The sequence below is a fragment of the Francisella sp. SYW-9 genome (assembly GCF_008711465.1).
Taxonomy (GTDB): Bacteria; Pseudomonadota; Gammaproteobacteria; order Francisellales; family Francisellaceae; genus Francisella.
Genome location: NZ_VXKQ01000005.1, coordinates 160195 through 176501, shown reverse-complemented (window position 1 = coordinate 176501; position 16307 = coordinate 160195). Strand labels below are relative to the sequence as shown.

Sequence of the window (16307 nt, the reverse complement as noted above, 5' to 3'; positions counted from 1 at the left end):
TTTGTTGCTTTAGCTAGCACGTTTATTTGGCTTAGATAATTTTTTGTTCATGGAACCTAATGAGTCTTTTCCAAATAACTGTGTAAATTCACTTACATAAACCTCTGAATTATATCTTCAAACTCAATAGCAAAATAAGGTATACACAGGCATAAATCATTTATCTTTGTTACTCTTTTAAGAATTATTTATTGCTCAAAGTCACTCTTTCTATCTCTAGATAGATAGCGTCCAAAAAAGTGTGTCTATAGCATGATGCCTGTATCTGTAGATAGATTTTTATTACTATAACCATTTCTAGTATTTGAAGAATTTTTTCATTGATGTTTTGAAGAACCAAGGTGGTTACTCATCTCTGTATCTAATGCTTTTTTCTAGTAATCGTTTTGTTAATTGTTTAAGTAAACCATCTTTCTAAAACATTTGATTAACATTGACTGCAGAGTCTATTATCTGGTCTGCTAGCATTGAGTAAATATCTTCTGATTTTCTATTTTTAGATATTGTTTTTACCCTTAATATTTAGCTAGAAATAATCTAATATCTTAATCAAGAATTTACACAGTTAATCGGAAAAAGCCTTTTTGATAAAACAATATTTATATAGCAAAGAACACTTTAACTATATAAGTCTAATTTGAATATAACTAGCCAGTGAGATTAGTTGATATTTATTTCAAATCAGTGAGTTACTGCTAGTTCATTGATAGTTTCACATAATCTTTTGATATCATTAGCTTTATGTTTAGCTGAAATTGATATTCTTAACATGCTTTTATTTTTTTCAACGGATGGGTACATAGCACTACATAAGTAAAAACCTTTTTTTAATAGTTCATTAGCAAAAAGTATAGCTTTAGATTCATCTTTAATTAGTATACCTCTAATTGGTAATTTTGTTTTATAGTTTATTATTTGATAGTCAATATCTATATAACGGTCAAATATATTTAAATTACTATATAGTTGCTCTTGTAGAGTATTAATTTCTTCGCTTAAATGAATTTCTGATGCTGCAATTGATGCATTAATCAGAGGCATTGCTGGAGGGTTCGAAAAAATATAGCTTGTACAGAATTTTTTTAAAAAAAGTTTATCCTCTAGAGTAGGTAAAGCTATTGCACCACCATTAGAACCAAAACCTTTTGATAAAGATGGTGTAACTATTAATCTTGGATGAAATTTTTCATCAAGCTCAGATAACACATACCCACAGCCGTGTTTACCATATACTGAAGTTCCATGAGCATCATCTAAATAGACGTAACCGTTATATTTTTCAGCAAAATTAATTAATAATTTAGATGAATTTACTCCTCCCATAGATATTATACTATCAGAAATGGATATTGGAGTTTTGCCTTCATTAAAAGCTTCTTTAAAACTATCTTCTAATAGTGTTTTATCTTGAAAATCTATCCTTTTTATCTCTCCTAGCATTTTCAATGCACTTATCTGCATTTGTAAACTAGAGTGTGAAAATTTATCCATAATAAAAAGAGGAGATTTTTTTATTGGAAAACTAGGAATCTCACCACTACTTAATAGTGGTAGAAAACTCATGTGTGCAAGATGTAGACTAGAAAATACTATTACTGATGAATTACAAAATATTTTTGATAATAAATTTTCAAGAACATCTAGCTCAGCGTTTCTTAGGCGAGTTCTAGATATTGCAAAGTTTATACCATACTTATCCAAATTGTTGTAAACAGAATCAATAACTTTTTTATTATGATCTAATCCTAAATATGAGCTAGAAGCAAATTCTATTAATTTAGTTGAGCAACCTTCAATTTCTATTTCTGAGTTTTCTCTTTTATTAACCACTCGGTTATTTATGGATATAGCAGCTTGGCTTTGATGAGCCTTGGACATTAAAACTCTATTTTTATGCCAATTAAATTTATTTTCATCTATCATATACTTACCTTTATTATTAAATATTACTCAAATACACTTAAAATCAAAATTACTATACATAAATTCTTTAAACAGAACATGTTTAGTATGATAATTTAAGCTCCAAATTTTTATTTACTTTATAAACAATCTTATACCCTAAAGAATTAACAGCCTTTGTTAAATTGTTAGAAAAATCTATCTTCTTTTTTGATGTGGGAATAGTTAGATATAAAGATCTCTCCTCCATATTAATATACATTTCTTCATTTTGATCAAATCTGTATGAAAACCTTACTCCACTTAAAATAAGGCTACATATACAACAATAAAAAGCATAAATAAATTTGGAAGGATATTTAACTTTTATATTTCCATCAAAGATTATATTAATTCGACCTATAAACTTGTCAAATTTATGCATTTTTATAGAATCACTTAAAGAAAGTATTTTTGGTTCTAAATCAAAAAATAGTTTGTTAGCAATATTATTAAAAAATAAATAGATATTTTTATCTTCTTCTGTCAGAGAAAGTAGTTTTACTATACTGATGTCGTGTAATTCTTTTAAAAGGTCTAAATACCAATAATTACGTGGAGTACAATATCTTAAAACTTTTCTATTTTCTGTATTATTAGTTGATAACCCTAAAATTCCAATAGTTTTATTTTTTTGCACTAAAGGAATTTTTTGAGTTTTAAAATATTCTGTATTGCTACCTATTTTAATATGGTCATAAGTTACGACTGTTTTATTTTCTTTTAAAACTAAATTATCTTCCTCCTCTATTTTTATATAATCTTCAAGCTTCATAAAATCACTATCTTTTAGACCAATAATTTTATTTTTCAACATCTGATCTTCTATATATCGAGTAGAGAAAACATAACGATGATTTATATCTTTTATCCATATAAAATCAGGATTACTCAAAGAGTTAAATGCTTTTAGTAAACTCGTTAAATCTAGATTACGTAAATACTCGTTCATAATTAAATCTTGTTATTCGAGATATGAGAATATTTAATATTGTGACTGATTTATCAATTTTGTAATCAGTATAAATTACTAATTTTTAGTTATTTTTATGAAAATCTTTGCGGAAAAGAAAGGTTAAAATTATTGATATCTCTACCTACTGAGATTTATTAGTTTTGTGATATAGTCCCAAAAAGTGCTTGTAAAACTGAACATTCATATTTATGCTTGCAAGCAACAACAGATAAGTCTATTAAGGTTAAAAATGGTAAAAAGAGTAATCACTTCAACAAACAAAAATGGAAAATCTTATATATCAGATGCTTCTATAGCAGATAATGTAGAAGTTCCTTTTGCTGATATAGACCCGGATCTAAAATTCCACAATCTATGGGTTACAAATAAGATGCCTGTTGAAGTAAATTTACAAGAAGAGGAAGATGCAACTAAAAATACTTATGTTTCTACTTCTCCTCAAAAAAATGGCTCTATGTTTAGAATTGTTGATTATCCACCAGAAAGCAAACTAATTAATACTCTGAAAAATTTTTCTGATAATGAGCTAAAAGATTTTGAAAAACGTATAGGTGTTAAGTTAGACTACAATGCGAATCACCCTCTTATGCATATGACAAAATCTATAGATTTTGCTATAGTTTTATCTGGTGAAATATATTTAGTCTTAGATGAAGAAGAGATATTTCTAAAAGCCGGTGATGTCGTAATTCAGAGAGGAACAAATCATGCATGGTCAAATAGATCAGACAAAATCTGTAAAATGGCATACGTGCTTTTAGATGCTAATCTAAATAAGTGATAGTAAAGGCTTATCTAAAATAGGCAACTGTTACATCAGTTTTGAACTTTTATATGTAATATTTTGGTGTCAACCTATTTCTACACTAATGATTTTTCTAAATTTTATATTCATAACTAGTACTTTCTACTATTTTAAATTAACTTAGCTTTAGTTATTATCCTTTCTAAATTTTATACTTAGGGGAGAGCTATAGTATGCAATGTACTATTTGTTTGAAAAATATAGAGCTAGATGAAATGACAATTACTCTGTGTAATCATACATTCCATCATGAATGTATGACTACATGGCTACGAATTTATAGAAACAAAAATTGTCCAAATTGTCAAAAAACTATCTCCAAGTTTAAGGTAGTAAAAGGAGAAAGAATTTTTGAAGTAGAGGAAGTTTTTACTAAAGTGGAAATCTCAGGAATTAATATTTCTAGAAACATTAATAATAAGATAATCAGAAAGAATTTAATAAAATATATAAAAAACTTAAAACAAAAATTAATTATTCCTTGCAACAAAGCCTTTAAGTGAGTGTAAAAAAGTTAATGATTTAATCCTAGCTTCTAAGAAATCAACAAACAATGAAAGATATTTGATAGAAAATTTATTTTCTAAAATTAAGTATTTTAGAAGAGTGTTCTCTAGGTTTGATAGAACCATTTCAGTATATATAGGAATGATTAAATTAGCTTGTAATTTTATTGGCTACGATGAGAAATTATTTTTGTGCACAGAAATTAGTATTTTCTACTATTTTAAATTAACTTAGCTTTAGTTAATATCCTTTCTAAATTTTATACTTAGGGTAGTTGTGATAATATGAAAGATGAATGTAGCATTTGTTTGAATGATATAGAAAAAGATGAGAGTACAGCAACTACTCTATGTAATCATATTTTCCATCATGAATGTATAACAAAATGGATAAAGCAAGAGAGAAAAAAAAGTTGTCCAATTTGTCGAGAATATATCTCCAGGTTAAAGGTAAAAATAAGGGAAAAAATTACTGAGACAGATAAAATTTTTACTAAAGTGGAAATTTTAGAAATTAATTCTTCTAGACACATCAACAAAAAAATAGAATATGAATATCATCATAAAGGAATTGAAGCAGAAATTAATTATTCCTTGCAACAAAGCCTTCAAGAGAGTAAAGAAAGAGGAAATTATTTAATCAGAAATTCTAGGGAGTCAACAAGCTGTGAAAGATACTTGTTTGTGATAATAGGAAATTTGAATGATATTAAAGAAATTATTAATGACTTAGAACTTGATCAACAAATGATATCTTATGTCAGCCTTGTAACTGGAAATCAAGGAGATGCTTGCGATAAAAGTCTAAAAATAAGAATTAACAGTCTCTCGGATTTGAAAAAAGTAAGCGTTAATTTAGGCTTACATTGCCAGAATAATATTCTTAGAAACTATATTCGGGTAGCTATTGAAAAGTATATTAGTTGGGTTGGGGCAGGGAAAGGTAGTATATTTGGTCATTATCATGGTAGTCGAGGCAAAGAAAAGGCTAGAAGGTTACTAAAGATAATACAGAATGCAACAGAAATGCAACAAATTAGAAATGGTGTGAGTAAATTCTTTAATAATGATATTTACGATCATAGAGGAAGGCTTATTGGAGGTAGAATAAATGCTAACCCGCATTCATTTATAAGTTTTTTGCTTAATGAAGTTAAAGAAAATTGGCTTTCACTTCAATCTCTTGGTCTAACCACAATTATTCAAGATACAAAAGATGACTATACAAGAGATTTTTCAATACTAAAGATTAGAAGAAGAGAAGCTATTTCAGCGTTAAAAAAACTGGAACTGGAACCGGAAATCTAAATTTATAGACAGTTTATTAAATAAGTTATACACTTAAATCAATATCCTTTTGGTAGACTTCCTTTTTTCTTTATAGAAAGATTATATAAAGCATAAATTTCATAGCTTAATTTATTTTGTAAACTACTCCATATATCCATCATCTTAGATTTGGCTCTATTTGATCGAGTGTTATTTAATATGTATCGAAGATTTAACTCTTGTAAAGAGTTTTTATTATTAGTTTTATAATGTTGTTTTATTAATGATTGCAGCTTTTTAAGTTCATTATTTTTTTAAGTATAATATTTTTTCATTTAAAATTTTGAGCTCGAAGTTTATAGTAATTAAGTAATATAACTAAAGTAATTGATATAGTAATCCATAGTAAGCACTTATCTTTAAAACAGGTATTTTATACCAATATTAATTTTATATATAAAGTTAATATAATGTAATTTTAATACAAGGAGTTATATTCTATGGATTCAAATATTTCAATTATTTCAATGTCTGCTTTAAAAGCAGCCACATTAAAAGGAATAGACTCTTTTATAGAGCTATATAAGATTCAAAATAACAGAAACTATTTAAGTACTACTTTAGGCAATTTAGCTCAGAATTTTTGTGGACAGGGAGTGCATACAAATGAAATAACTAGCATAGAGGTTGAAAAAGCTAATCGTATTAGAGCCATTTTAAATAGAGATAGTGATGATAACCTTAAGAAATTTTTTCGTTCTTTTGGTGAACGATTAAAAGAGATACAAGAAAATAAGTGTAAAAGGTGCTTTATTACTACTCATTACTCATTACTCATTACTCATTACTCATTACTCATTTATAACATTATATATTTTTCATCATGCTTTAGTAATTAATAAAGCGTTATCATATACTGAAAATTTTTCAGATTATTATATCAATATTGGAAGTTTGCTTTTGTACTACTTAACTCCTGATACCCGCCATAAACAAGTAATTTTAAATTTATATGGTGTAGTAGAAAATGCTCTAAGACATATAGAAGAAAATTTAATCAAAGAAGATACCATTGAACTTGATCAAGCAAGTTTAAATAATGTTACTGATACAGATAAATTATGGGCAACTATTTGCTCAACTGAAGGGGATCTAAAAAACAATGCTATATCTATTCTAGGAGAAGAGTCTTTTCAAAAATATAAAAATTTAGGACAAAAGATAAAGATATTAGGATCAAAAAAGCTTAAAGAAACTAATATTAGGCCTACTACCCAAAACATAGATACGTTATATAAAAAAAGTATATCTGTACTTGAGAGTATAAGTAATATCTCTAAAGGAATTCTTAGTTATACTTTAAAGTTTGAACAAAATACAGCAAATCCAAATATTGGGGGGGCTGTAGTAAAAAATACTAGAGAAAAGTATATAGATGGAGAAGTTTCACATATAAAAACAGGATTAAGTGAAGTTCTTAAAGAGAATATTAGCTCAAAACCACTTAGTATGATTTTTCCTCCAGATTTAATCTCGCATTTAGTAACTAATATTGGGGGTACAATTGTTAAAATAGCTTTTCAATCAAAAGGCTATGGTGTTGTTAATAGACATGGGATAACTGGTCAAATTAGAGCTTTTCTACTCAAAGAATATATATCAATGTTTTCTATTTTTATTAAAAATCATTATTATCACATACTTTCTTTAAGAAATGAGACTGATCAAAAGAACATGCGTTCAGATATGATAAAGGTGATAGACCTATTTATAAAGTCGTATAAAGAAGGAATCAAGGTTTTACCAAATAAGGATAATGAAGGTAGTTTATATTTTCATTTAACTATGTTTGCAAATCCAGATGATGGTTTTAAAGAAGACAGAAAAAAAATGGAAAAATGGAATAAATCAAAATTAGGAAAATTTTATAAAGATTAATTATATAAACTAAGTTATGTTAGTTTTGATGAGAAAAAGTAGATTAAGTTCATACAAACAAGACAAATTAATTTGATATACTCTTCTAAATAATAAAGCAAAAAAATAAAAAGGATAATGATCTAGTTTGTGGCGAAATAGAAACTCATTATTCTGATACTAAGGTTCACAAAATACTATACCAAAAGCTTTTTAGAGTTAAACTATATTTGTGAACGAAAATAATATCTATATATCTATGTCAAATACTTCTAGTTTTAAGCCAAATTGCTTTTGTATATCTACCAGCATATCTTTAGTAACATCAGGAGCTAATTTTAGAATAAATGAATATCCTTTTGGTAGACTTCCTTTTTTCTTTATAGAAAGATTATATAAAGCATAAATTTCATAGCTTAATTTATTTTGTAAACTACTCCATATATCCATCATCTTAGATTTGGCTCTATCTGATCGAGTGTTATTTAATATGTGTCGAAGATTTAACTCTTGTAAAGAGTTTTTATTATTAGTTTTATAATGTTGTTTTATTAATGATTGCAGCTTTTTAAGTTCATTATTTTTTTTTAAAGTATAATATTTTTTCATTTAAGAATTTTAGCTCGAAGTTTGTAGTAATTAAGTAATATAACTAAAGTAATTGATATAGTAATCCGTAATAATCACTTATTTTTAAAAACTAGTATTTTATACTAATATTAATTTTATATATAAAATTAATATAATATAATTTTAATACATTTATTTATTACTCTATGACTCCAAAGATTTCAATTATTTCAATGTCTGCTTTAAAAGCAGCCACATTAAAAGGAATAGACTCTTTTATAGAGCTATATAAGATTCAAAATAACAGAAACTATTTAAGTACTACTTTAGGCAATTTAGTTCAGAATTTTTATGAACAAGGAGTGCATACAAATGAAATAACTAGCACGGAGGTTGAAAAAGCTAATCGTATTAGAGCCATTTTAAATAGAGATAGTGATGATAACCTTAAGAAATTTTTTCGTTCTTTTGGTGAACGATTAAAAGAGATACAAGAAAATAAGTGTAAAAGGTGCTTTATTACTACTCATTACTCATTTATAACATTATATATTTTTCATCATGCTTTAGTAATTAATAAAGCGTTATCATATACTGAAAATTTTTCAGATTATTATATCAATATTGGAAGTTTGCTTTTGTACTACTTAACTCCTGATACCCGCCATAAACAAGTAATTTTAAATTTATATGGTGTAGTAGAAAATGCTCTAAGACATATAGAAGAAAATTTAATCAAAGAAGATACCATTGAACTTGATCAAGCAAGTTTAAATAATGTTACTGATACAGATAGATTGCTGGCAATTATTTGCCGCTCAAATATAGGGAATCTAAAAAGCGATGCTATATCTATTCTAGGAGAAGAGTCTTTTCAAAAATATAAAAATTTAGGACAAAAGATAGTAGCATCAAAATTAAACAATACTAAAAAAGCTAATACTGGGCATATTACCCAAGGTAGCGATGATAATTTAGTTGAGTCGTTAAAGGAAAAAAGTACATTTGTACTTGAGAGCATAAGTAATATCTCTAGAGGAATTCTTAGTTATACTTTAAAGTTTGAACAAAATACAGCAGATCCAAATATTGGAAAAAATACTAGAGAAAAATATGTAGATGCTAAAAATATACAAACGATTTTAGCAGAAGTTCCTAAAGGTAGTTCTAAGAGTGTTAGCTTAAAACCATTTAGTATATCTCCTGAAATAATATCGCAATTAGCAGCAAATATTGGGGCTGTAACTGCTAAAATAGCTTTTCAATCAAAAGGCTATGGTGTTGTTAATAGACATGGGATAACTGGTCAAATTAGAGCTTTTCTACTCAAAGAATATATATCAATGTTTTCTATTTTTATTAAAAATCATTATTATCACATACTTTCTTTAAGAAATGAGACTGATCAAAAGAACATGCGTTCAGATATGATAAAGGTGATAGACCTATTTATAAAGTCGTATATGTATGCAATACAAGTTTTACCAAATAAGGATAATGAAGGTAGTTTATATTTTCATTTACATATATTTGCAAATCCAGCTAATGGTTTTAAAGAAGACAGAAAAAAAATGGAAAAATGGAATAAATCAAAATTAGGGAAATTTTACAAAGATTAATAGGTTCTGTGCACAAAATAATTTTTTCATCGAAGCCAAATAAAAGTACAAGCTAACTTAGTCATTCCTAGATATGCTGAAAAGGTTTTATCAAACCTAAGACACTCTCAAACCTTTAATTTATAATACTTTTAATTCCAAACTGAAGTTAATTTAGCTGCAATATCTTTATTAAATCCACTCATAATTATTTATCCTCTTTTTGAATTAATTGTTGAAACTTTGGATAATACTAGCTATCTTTAAGATGCTTATGGGCTCTAGAGTTAACATCCCATTGAGCATAACAATTTCCAGATTTAGTACATTTATCTGGCTCACCTACGTTATCAACTAACCTAAACTCAGACATAACATTATCTATAGTGTTAAGTCGATTTGCTAATGTATATTGCTTAATCAATTCAGTATCTAATTTATTTGGATTATTAACCTCTTTATATGTATTACAATACTTTTCAAAAGCATCCGTTGGCATACAGCCTCGCACATCAAAATATCCCCATGCATACTTTTGAATTCCTTCTTCAAAGTACCATGCATAACTAGTATGAAAACCAGGAGATACCTCATCAAAATATTTAGATATATTAAATCCTTGTGGAACAGTATATGTCGTTACTGTTAAGCGATAACTATATAAATGATATGACTTAAGTTTATTATTAATAGCTGTAATCACCTGTAATGTTTGATATATTCCCTGAGCATTTTCAGGCACCTCTACAAATATTGAGATATATGCTTGGATAGAGTTATGATCTTTGGCTAACCCTTTAGATACCTTAATATCTTCCATACTAAATAGATTATGTAACGCCTGCTTGCGATAATCTATTTTATATTTTTTGTAATCAACCGGATCTTGAGTACCAACTCCTCCAATAATCAAATAGTTATTACTTACTTTTTCTATATATGGCTTAAATATATCTCTCCATTGTCCTGATACAACACTCCACATAAAGCCATTTGCATATAGTGTATTTGTCTTTGGAAAATATGAACCACCTTCTGTTATATTTCTAGTTACATCTTTAGCTTCAAAGTTATACGCCCCTAAGTTATCTGACCAAGTAATATCCCATACTTCAAACTTATCTCCATAGCATGTATCTTCTAATTGTTTAGTTATTTCGGCTTTAACCTCTGGATACCCTTGTATCCAATCTATAAAACTACAATATCCCATCATTGGAGTTTACAAAACAATCATTAACAAAAGTTTTTTCATTTAAAAATCTCACAAATAGAAATACACCTTAAGATTTATCCTATGACCTCATAATTACTAATTCAATTACTTTTGAAGACTTTAATCTCTACTTTTAGATATATAAACTTTTATGACAGATAAAATTAATGTTTATTGATTACAATTACAGTACATCAGCGTTTAATGATTTAGTGAAAAATCATAGTTAATCCGAATGTCTTTTGAAGCCATAGAATGACTATCTTTTTAAGTTAGCTATACCAAAAACTACCTTTCTCTTAAACTATTATCAATACCTCGAGTAAGAGGCTCTGTGAAGAAATCTAATACTCGTCTTGTACCAGTTTTAACCTCTGCCATCACTGCCATACCTGGAACTATCTTAAAATCCTCTCCATCTTTGTGAAGAGTATTATTATCAAGACTTATTATTAGCTTATAAACTAACCCTAACCTTTCATCTTCTATAGCATCGCCAGAAATACCCTCAACTTTGCCATGTAAGACTCCATATTCCGCAAACGGAAATGTATTTACCTTAACCTCTGCTGTTTGACCTTTTTTTAGGTAGCCGATATCTTCATTTTTGACATAGACTTCTGCTTCTAATTTTTGGTCTAATGGCACTATCTGCATTAATACTTGAGCTGGAGTTACAACTGCACCTATAGTATGTATCTGCATCTCATGGACTATACCATCTATTGGCGATTTAATTGTATTTTTACCATTTAATGTTGTCGCCTTATGTAGCTCTTGCTCAGCTGTATAGAGATCTTTCTTATCTTGGCGAATAGTTTCTAATATTTTTAGATATGTCTCAGACTTGTAGCTTTGTAGATTGCTTCTTGCCTCAGCGATCTCTGCATCCAACTGCATATCTTTACCCTTTTCAGTCTCATACTCATAATATGTATTTAGAAACTTTTCTCTATATTCAAGATACTCCATTCGAGCTACAGCTTTTTTATTGTATAACTTTGTGTATGTTTCTAACTTTTCTTTGATTATCTTTAACATCTCACCTAGCTGATGAGTCCTATTTACACTTATAGCTTTTTCTTGCTCTTTTGATGAAAGTGTTGCCTCTAGTGTCATTAGCTTAGCTATACCTGATTCCCATTGTTGCCACAGCAAACGCCTTGATTGCTCAATATCTAGCTTATCAGTTACACCTTCTGGTGGTTTATAGTTAACTTGATCTAGAGGCATTTGCTCACGTTTATTACTCTTTATCATTTTATATAAAGTTTGCTCACGTGATATTCTTAGCTTATAAAACTCTATATCTTCTTTGAGTTTGTTAATATCTGATTGAGTATATTCAGACTCTAGCACTACCAAGACATCTCCTTTATGCACTATCTGACCACTATCAACATTTAAATTGATTACTGTACCTTTCTCTGATGACTGGATTGTCTTAACATCACCCGCTGGGATAATCTTACCTTGACCAGTCGTGATAATATCTATCTTACAAAAATATGCCCATACCACAACAAACACTACCAGAAATATCAAACAATATAGTACTGTTCTTAGCAGTGGATGTGGTGGCTTATCTGTTACCTCTAAAACTCCCGGTAAAAAACTATATGCATCTGATTTAGCATTTCTTTGCTCTGCTAGTGTTTTACGATTTTGCCAAAACTCTTTTAATTTTTTAGTCTTAAGTAACTGCTTCTTTTGCGAATCATCTTTTTGCTCATGATTATCTTGGCTACTATCCATTTGCTACTCCTCGATGCTGAGAATTATACAAAGCTGCATAATGACCATTTTTTGCTAAAAGCTCTTCATGGCTACCATCTTCTAAAATAACACCCTGATCCATATATACAATACGATCACAACTCTGGACTGTAGATAATCTATGTGCGATGATAAATACTGTTCTTCCTTGGGATATCTTTGCCATATTGTTCTGAATAACCTTTTCAGACTCATAATCTAAGGCTGAGGTCGCCTCATCAAAGATAAGTATCTTTGGATTATTCATCAAGGATCTAGCTATAGATAGTCTTTGCTTTTGCCCTCCTGAGAAATTTGACCCACCTTCTTCAATAACTGTATCATAGCCATCTTTAAGCTCTAGAATAAACTCATGAGCACCAGCATATTTAGCAGCTGCTACTACACTTTCCATACTTGCACTTGGATTTGTTAGAGCTATATTTTCACGAATCGAACGATTAAACATAAAGCTCTCTTGCAATACCACACCAATATTCTGACGTAACCATACAGTATCAATAGTCGTCAAATCTGCTCCATCAACAAGTACCTTACCAGATTCAGGTTGATATAGTCTTTGAATAAGTTTAGTCAATGTACTTTTACCACTCCCAGACCTACCAACTATTCCTACTGATTGACCTGCTTTTACATCTAAGCTCACCCCATTTAATATCGGCTTACTATCAGCTGTATATCTAAACTTAACATCTTTAAAACTAACATTACCTTCAAATGTTGGCAAAGCACTTTTGCTTGCTTTACTTGCCGACTCAGTTGGTGAGTTTAGAATATCTCCTAACCTTTTTAGAGACACTCCTGCTTGCTGGAACTCTTGCCAGAGGTTTACTAGCTTAAGTATTGGCTGTGTTACACGCGCTGCAAGCATATTAAAAGCTATTAGCTGACCTACTGTGAGCTTACCCTCTATCACCATGTGTGCTCCGATAAATATAATTGCTATCGTAGTCAACTTACTCACTAACTCTGCAATATTACCTGCTACATTACCTAAATTTTGCGAGCGAAAAGATGCTTTGACATATTCTGTAAGATTATCTTCCCATTTACGTTGCATCTGTGGTTCTATTGCACTGGCTTTAACTGTCTGAATACCTGTGATTGATTCTGTTAAAAATGACTGATTTTTTGCTCCTGTTGAAAAAACTTTATCCAGTCTATGTTTAAATATCGGTGTGATAAATACAGATAATATAAAATATATTGGAATAGTTCCCAGTACAATCAATGTCAACTGCCAACTATATAAGAATAACACCGCAATAAATATAAAAGTAAAAGATAAATCGATCACTAAAGTCAAAGCTGTACTTGTAATAAAACTACGAATGCTATCTAGCTCTTTAACCCTTGCAACATTCTGCCCAACTTGGCGTGTCTCAAAATAAGATAATGGTAGTTTCATCAAATGTGAAAATAACTTTGAACCCAAGACAACATCAACCCTAGATGTCGTATGACTAAACAAGTAAGTTCGAATTGTACCAAACAAAACCTCAAATATAGCAACCACAAAAAACACTATTGCCAAAGTATTCAAAGTAGTCAAGCCATTATGCATAATCACCTTATCCATAACCACTTGAAAGAAAAATGGTGTAACTAATCCAAATAGTTGGATAAATAAAGAAGCGATCAAAACATCTTTAAAAATATGTTTATATTTCCATAAAGCTGGCACAAACCATTTGATATTAAAGCTCTCTTTAGAGTCTTTAGTTGCATCTTTATAAGTTATGAGTATCGCTCTACTATTATACACCCCAGCCAAGTCAGATTCAGATAGCTTCAATAACTCCTTACTTCCTTGTTGGAGAACTAAATACTCATTATTTTGAATTCCCGCTAAAATAAAATATTCGCCATTATTATCTTGTAAAATAATTGGCAAAACTCGCGGGTTAATATCTTTAGATTTAAGCTTAACTGCTTTCGCTTTAAAATTATTAGCTTTTATCGCTCTTAGTAGATTAACCTCACTTATACTACCATCAGTATCACCATATTCATGTTGAATTTGCTTAGCATCAATAGCAATTCTGTTAAATGCAGCAATCTGACAAAATGAAAACACGCCTGTATTCATATATACTACTTATTTATAAAAAGCCTTAAATTTATAATATAAAAAAACATATGACATTTAAAATAAAAAAAATGCCCAGTTGTAAAAACCATTTACTTTTTATACTTTTTATATTTCCTGGATATATTTTTGCAATTCCAAGTATTTATTACTGCCCCTCCCCTCAAGCTTTTAAAAAAGTTGATAAAAATTTAACTGCAGAAACTAATTTTCATAATTTTAAATATCATTGGAGAGCTTCAGATAAAACGCCAACACAGTTCCCAGAATATCCACTTACATTCAAAGGAGCTGATCTTGTCAACTGTCAAGGAGAGCTATGCGAAATAGAATGCTATTATTTTTCAAATATTGAGTCACATTTAATTACTGCAACAATGAAATCAACCCCAAACTTACATATTTATCAAAGCCAAAATGCATATCTAAAAAACTTCAGCTGTCAATATACAGAACATGTAGATTGCCCTTTTACGATAGATTATTTCTAATAATATTAATTTAAAGAAAGTCAAGGAATATATCTCTAAACTTTTTACCATAAAGCATTCAAACAATAGCTTATGTAATTTATAATAGCAATGTAATTTAAAAGTTTAGTTGTCTGGACTATTGGTGGTTTAGCTACAATCTTGAGCCGATACTAATTAGAACAGGGAGTTTTGGTGTTTTGACTAGAGAGCAAGCTTTGGTGCCTTGCACTTACAAAGAAGCCCAACGTTGAAACTATGACACCCACTTGATACCAAAAGGGATCAAGAACATTGAGCTAAAACGGTAGCCTGGACAACTATTTATTATATTTGAGAGTGTTGTTATGGATAAGACTCAAATTCGTAAACACCTACTTAAGATTAGAAATAACTTAGAAAATAAAGATCTCTTATCTAAGAAAATAAATCAAAAAGTTATATCATATATTCAAGATACTTTTTCAAACAAAAATATAACTATAGCTAGCTTTTTATCACTAAAAAATGAAATAGCTACTTCATTAATAAACTCTCATTTTGATAATATTTACCTGCCGATAGTTCACCCTTTTATAAAACATGGGTTATGGTTTGCTAAAGACTCTAAAAGTTACTATTTAAATAAATATAAGATCAAAGAACCTATTTATAAACCTCAAGATATTACAGCTGCTTGGGAACTAGATGTTATCATAATTCCAATAGTTGGCTTCACTAAGCATAAGTTTCGAATGGGTATGGGTGGTGGCTTTTATGACTACTCACTAAGCTTTAAAAAGAGTAAAAAATCACCCGTAACTATAGGCATAGCCTTTGATGAGCAACAAAATGATGCTATTATCATAGATAGCTACGATATCAAACTTGATACAATAATTACACCAACGAGGATTTTATGAAATGGATAGTATTACTGTAACAAATCAAATTAAAGAGTTAATACTGTCTAAAATAGATCCTCAAGCGAACATAGAAATAATTAATGAAACCCATAAGCATGTAAAGCATAAAGGTTATACTGAAGGTAAATATCATTTTGCATTAAACATTTCTTCTGAAAAACTAAGTGCTATGAGAAAAATCTCATCGCACAAAGAAATATATAAAGCTGTTAATGATCTTATGCCATATATTCATGCTTTATCAATAAAAATCAAACCGGAGTAACTTG

The 16307-nt window shown here is 29.0% G+C and carries 15 protein-coding genes, 1 other RNA gene and 1 pseudogene; 11 read left to right on the top strand and 6 right to left on the bottom strand.

The features are described 5' to 3' along the window. Positions 1 to 681: 681 nt before the first annotated feature. Entirely contained in the window at positions 682 to 1923 is a 1242-nt protein-coding gene (locus F3D62_RS01845; protein ID WP_150466551.1) for an aminotransferase class I/II-fold pyridoxal phosphate-dependent enzyme, read from the bottom strand. Positions 1924 to 2005: 82 nt separating this feature from the next. Then, complete coding sequence (locus F3D62_RS01840; protein ID WP_150466550.1) at positions 2006 to 2755, bottom strand: hypothetical protein; 750 nt, start codon at positions 2753 to 2755, stop codon at positions 2006 to 2008. Between the two features lie 391 nt (positions 2756 to 3146). Here F3D62_RS01840 and F3D62_RS01835 point away from each other — a divergent pair, with 391 nt between their 5' ends. From F3D62_RS01835 to F3D62_RS01810, 6 genes and pseudogenes are all read left to right on the top strand, one after another. Continuing rightward, positions 3147 to 3698, top strand: coding sequence for a cupin domain-containing protein (locus tag F3D62_RS01835; protein WP_150466549.1), 552 nt, complete (start codon positions 3147 to 3149; stop codon positions 3696 to 3698). 197 nt (positions 3699 to 3895) lie between these two features. Then, positions 3896 to 4225 carry an RING finger domain-containing protein gene (locus F3D62_RS13225; RefSeq protein WP_150466548.1) on the top strand — a complete coding sequence of 110 codons (330 nt, stop codon included), beginning with the start codon at positions 3896 to 3898 and terminating at the stop codon, positions 4223 to 4225. 52 nt (positions 4226 to 4277) lie between these two features. Beyond that, positions 4278 to 4463 (top strand): annotated as a pseudogene (locus F3D62_RS12900) (IS5/IS1182 family transposase); the annotation flags it as partial. Positions 4464 to 4513: 50 nt separating this feature from the next. After that, positions 4514 to 5536: an RING finger protein gene (locus F3D62_RS01820; protein ID WP_150466547.1), complete on the top strand. Its 1023-nt coding sequence runs from the start codon at positions 4514 to 4516 to the stop codon at positions 5534 to 5536. 461 nt (positions 5537 to 5997) lie between these two features. Continuing rightward, positions 5998 to 6396 (top strand): hypothetical protein, encoded by a 399-nt coding sequence (locus tag F3D62_RS01815; protein WP_150466546.1) that lies wholly within the window; start codon positions 5998 to 6000, stop codon positions 6394 to 6396. Positions 6397 to 6457: 61 nt separating this feature from the next. Continuing rightward, positions 6458 to 7435, top strand: coding sequence for a hypothetical protein (locus tag F3D62_RS01810; RefSeq protein ID WP_150466545.1), 978 nt, complete (start codon positions 6458 to 6460; stop codon positions 7433 to 7435). A 228-nt stretch (positions 7436 to 7663) separates the two neighbouring features. Here the strand turns inward: F3D62_RS01810 and F3D62_RS01805 are convergent, their stop codons facing one another. Then, a complete protein-coding gene (locus F3D62_RS01805) occupies positions 7664 to 8023 on the bottom strand; it encodes a hypothetical protein (protein WP_150466544.1) in 360 nt (119 codons plus the stop codon). A gap of 194 nt (positions 8024 to 8217) precedes the next feature. Between F3D62_RS01805 and F3D62_RS01800 the strand changes: the two genes are divergently transcribed. Beyond that, the gene (locus F3D62_RS01800; protein WP_150466543.1) at positions 8218 to 9603 is read left to right on the top strand and encodes a hypothetical protein; all 1386 of its coding nucleotides are present in this window, start codon (positions 8218 to 8220) and stop codon (positions 9601 to 9603) included. 232 nt (positions 9604 to 9835) lie between these two features. Here the strand turns inward: F3D62_RS01800 and F3D62_RS01795 are convergent, their stop codons facing one another. The 3 genes from F3D62_RS01795 to F3D62_RS01785 all read right to left on the bottom strand — a co-directional run bounded on the left by F3D62_RS01795 (position 9836) and on the right by F3D62_RS01785 (position 14663). Further along, on the bottom strand, positions 9836 to 10798 hold the full coding sequence (locus F3D62_RS01795) for a hypothetical protein (RefSeq protein ID WP_150466542.1): 963 nt from the start codon (positions 10796 to 10798) through the stop codon (positions 9836 to 9838). Positions 10799 to 11086: 288 nt separating this feature from the next. Beyond that, positions 11087 to 12553: an HlyD family type I secretion periplasmic adaptor subunit gene (locus F3D62_RS01790; RefSeq protein ID WP_150466541.1), complete on the bottom strand. Its 1467-nt coding sequence runs from the start codon at positions 12551 to 12553 to the stop codon at positions 11087 to 11089. Then, positions 12546 to 14663, bottom strand: a complete 2118-nt coding sequence (locus tag F3D62_RS01785; RefSeq protein ID WP_150466540.1) for a type I secretion system permease/ATPase — start codon at positions 14661 to 14663, stop codon at positions 12546 to 12548. The genes F3D62_RS01790 and F3D62_RS01785 overlap by 8 nt, the downstream gene beginning before the upstream one ends. A gap of 71 nt (positions 14664 to 14734) precedes the next feature. Here F3D62_RS01785 and F3D62_RS01780 point away from each other — a divergent pair, with 71 nt between their 5' ends. The 4 genes from F3D62_RS01780 (at position 14735) to F3D62_RS01765 (ending at position 16303) form a co-directional block, all read left to right on the top strand. After that, positions 14735 to 15154, top strand: a complete 420-nt coding sequence (locus tag F3D62_RS01780; protein WP_150466539.1) for a hypothetical protein — start codon at positions 14735 to 14737, stop codon at positions 15152 to 15154. Positions 15155 to 15261: 107 nt separating this feature from the next. Beyond that, positions 15262 to 15456, top strand: a non-coding RNA gene (gene ssrS / locus F3D62_RS01775) — 6S RNA. A 24-nt stretch (positions 15457 to 15480) separates the two neighbouring features. Continuing rightward, on the top strand, positions 15481 to 16035 hold the full coding sequence (locus F3D62_RS01770; RefSeq protein ID WP_150466538.1) for a 5-formyltetrahydrofolate cyclo-ligase: 555 nt from the start codon (positions 15481 to 15483) through the stop codon (positions 16033 to 16035). Position 16036: 1 nt separating this feature from the next. After that, positions 16037 to 16303, top strand: coding sequence for a BolA family protein (locus tag F3D62_RS01765; protein WP_150466537.1), 267 nt, complete (start codon positions 16037 to 16039; stop codon positions 16301 to 16303). Positions 16304 to 16307 lie beyond the last annotated feature (4 nt).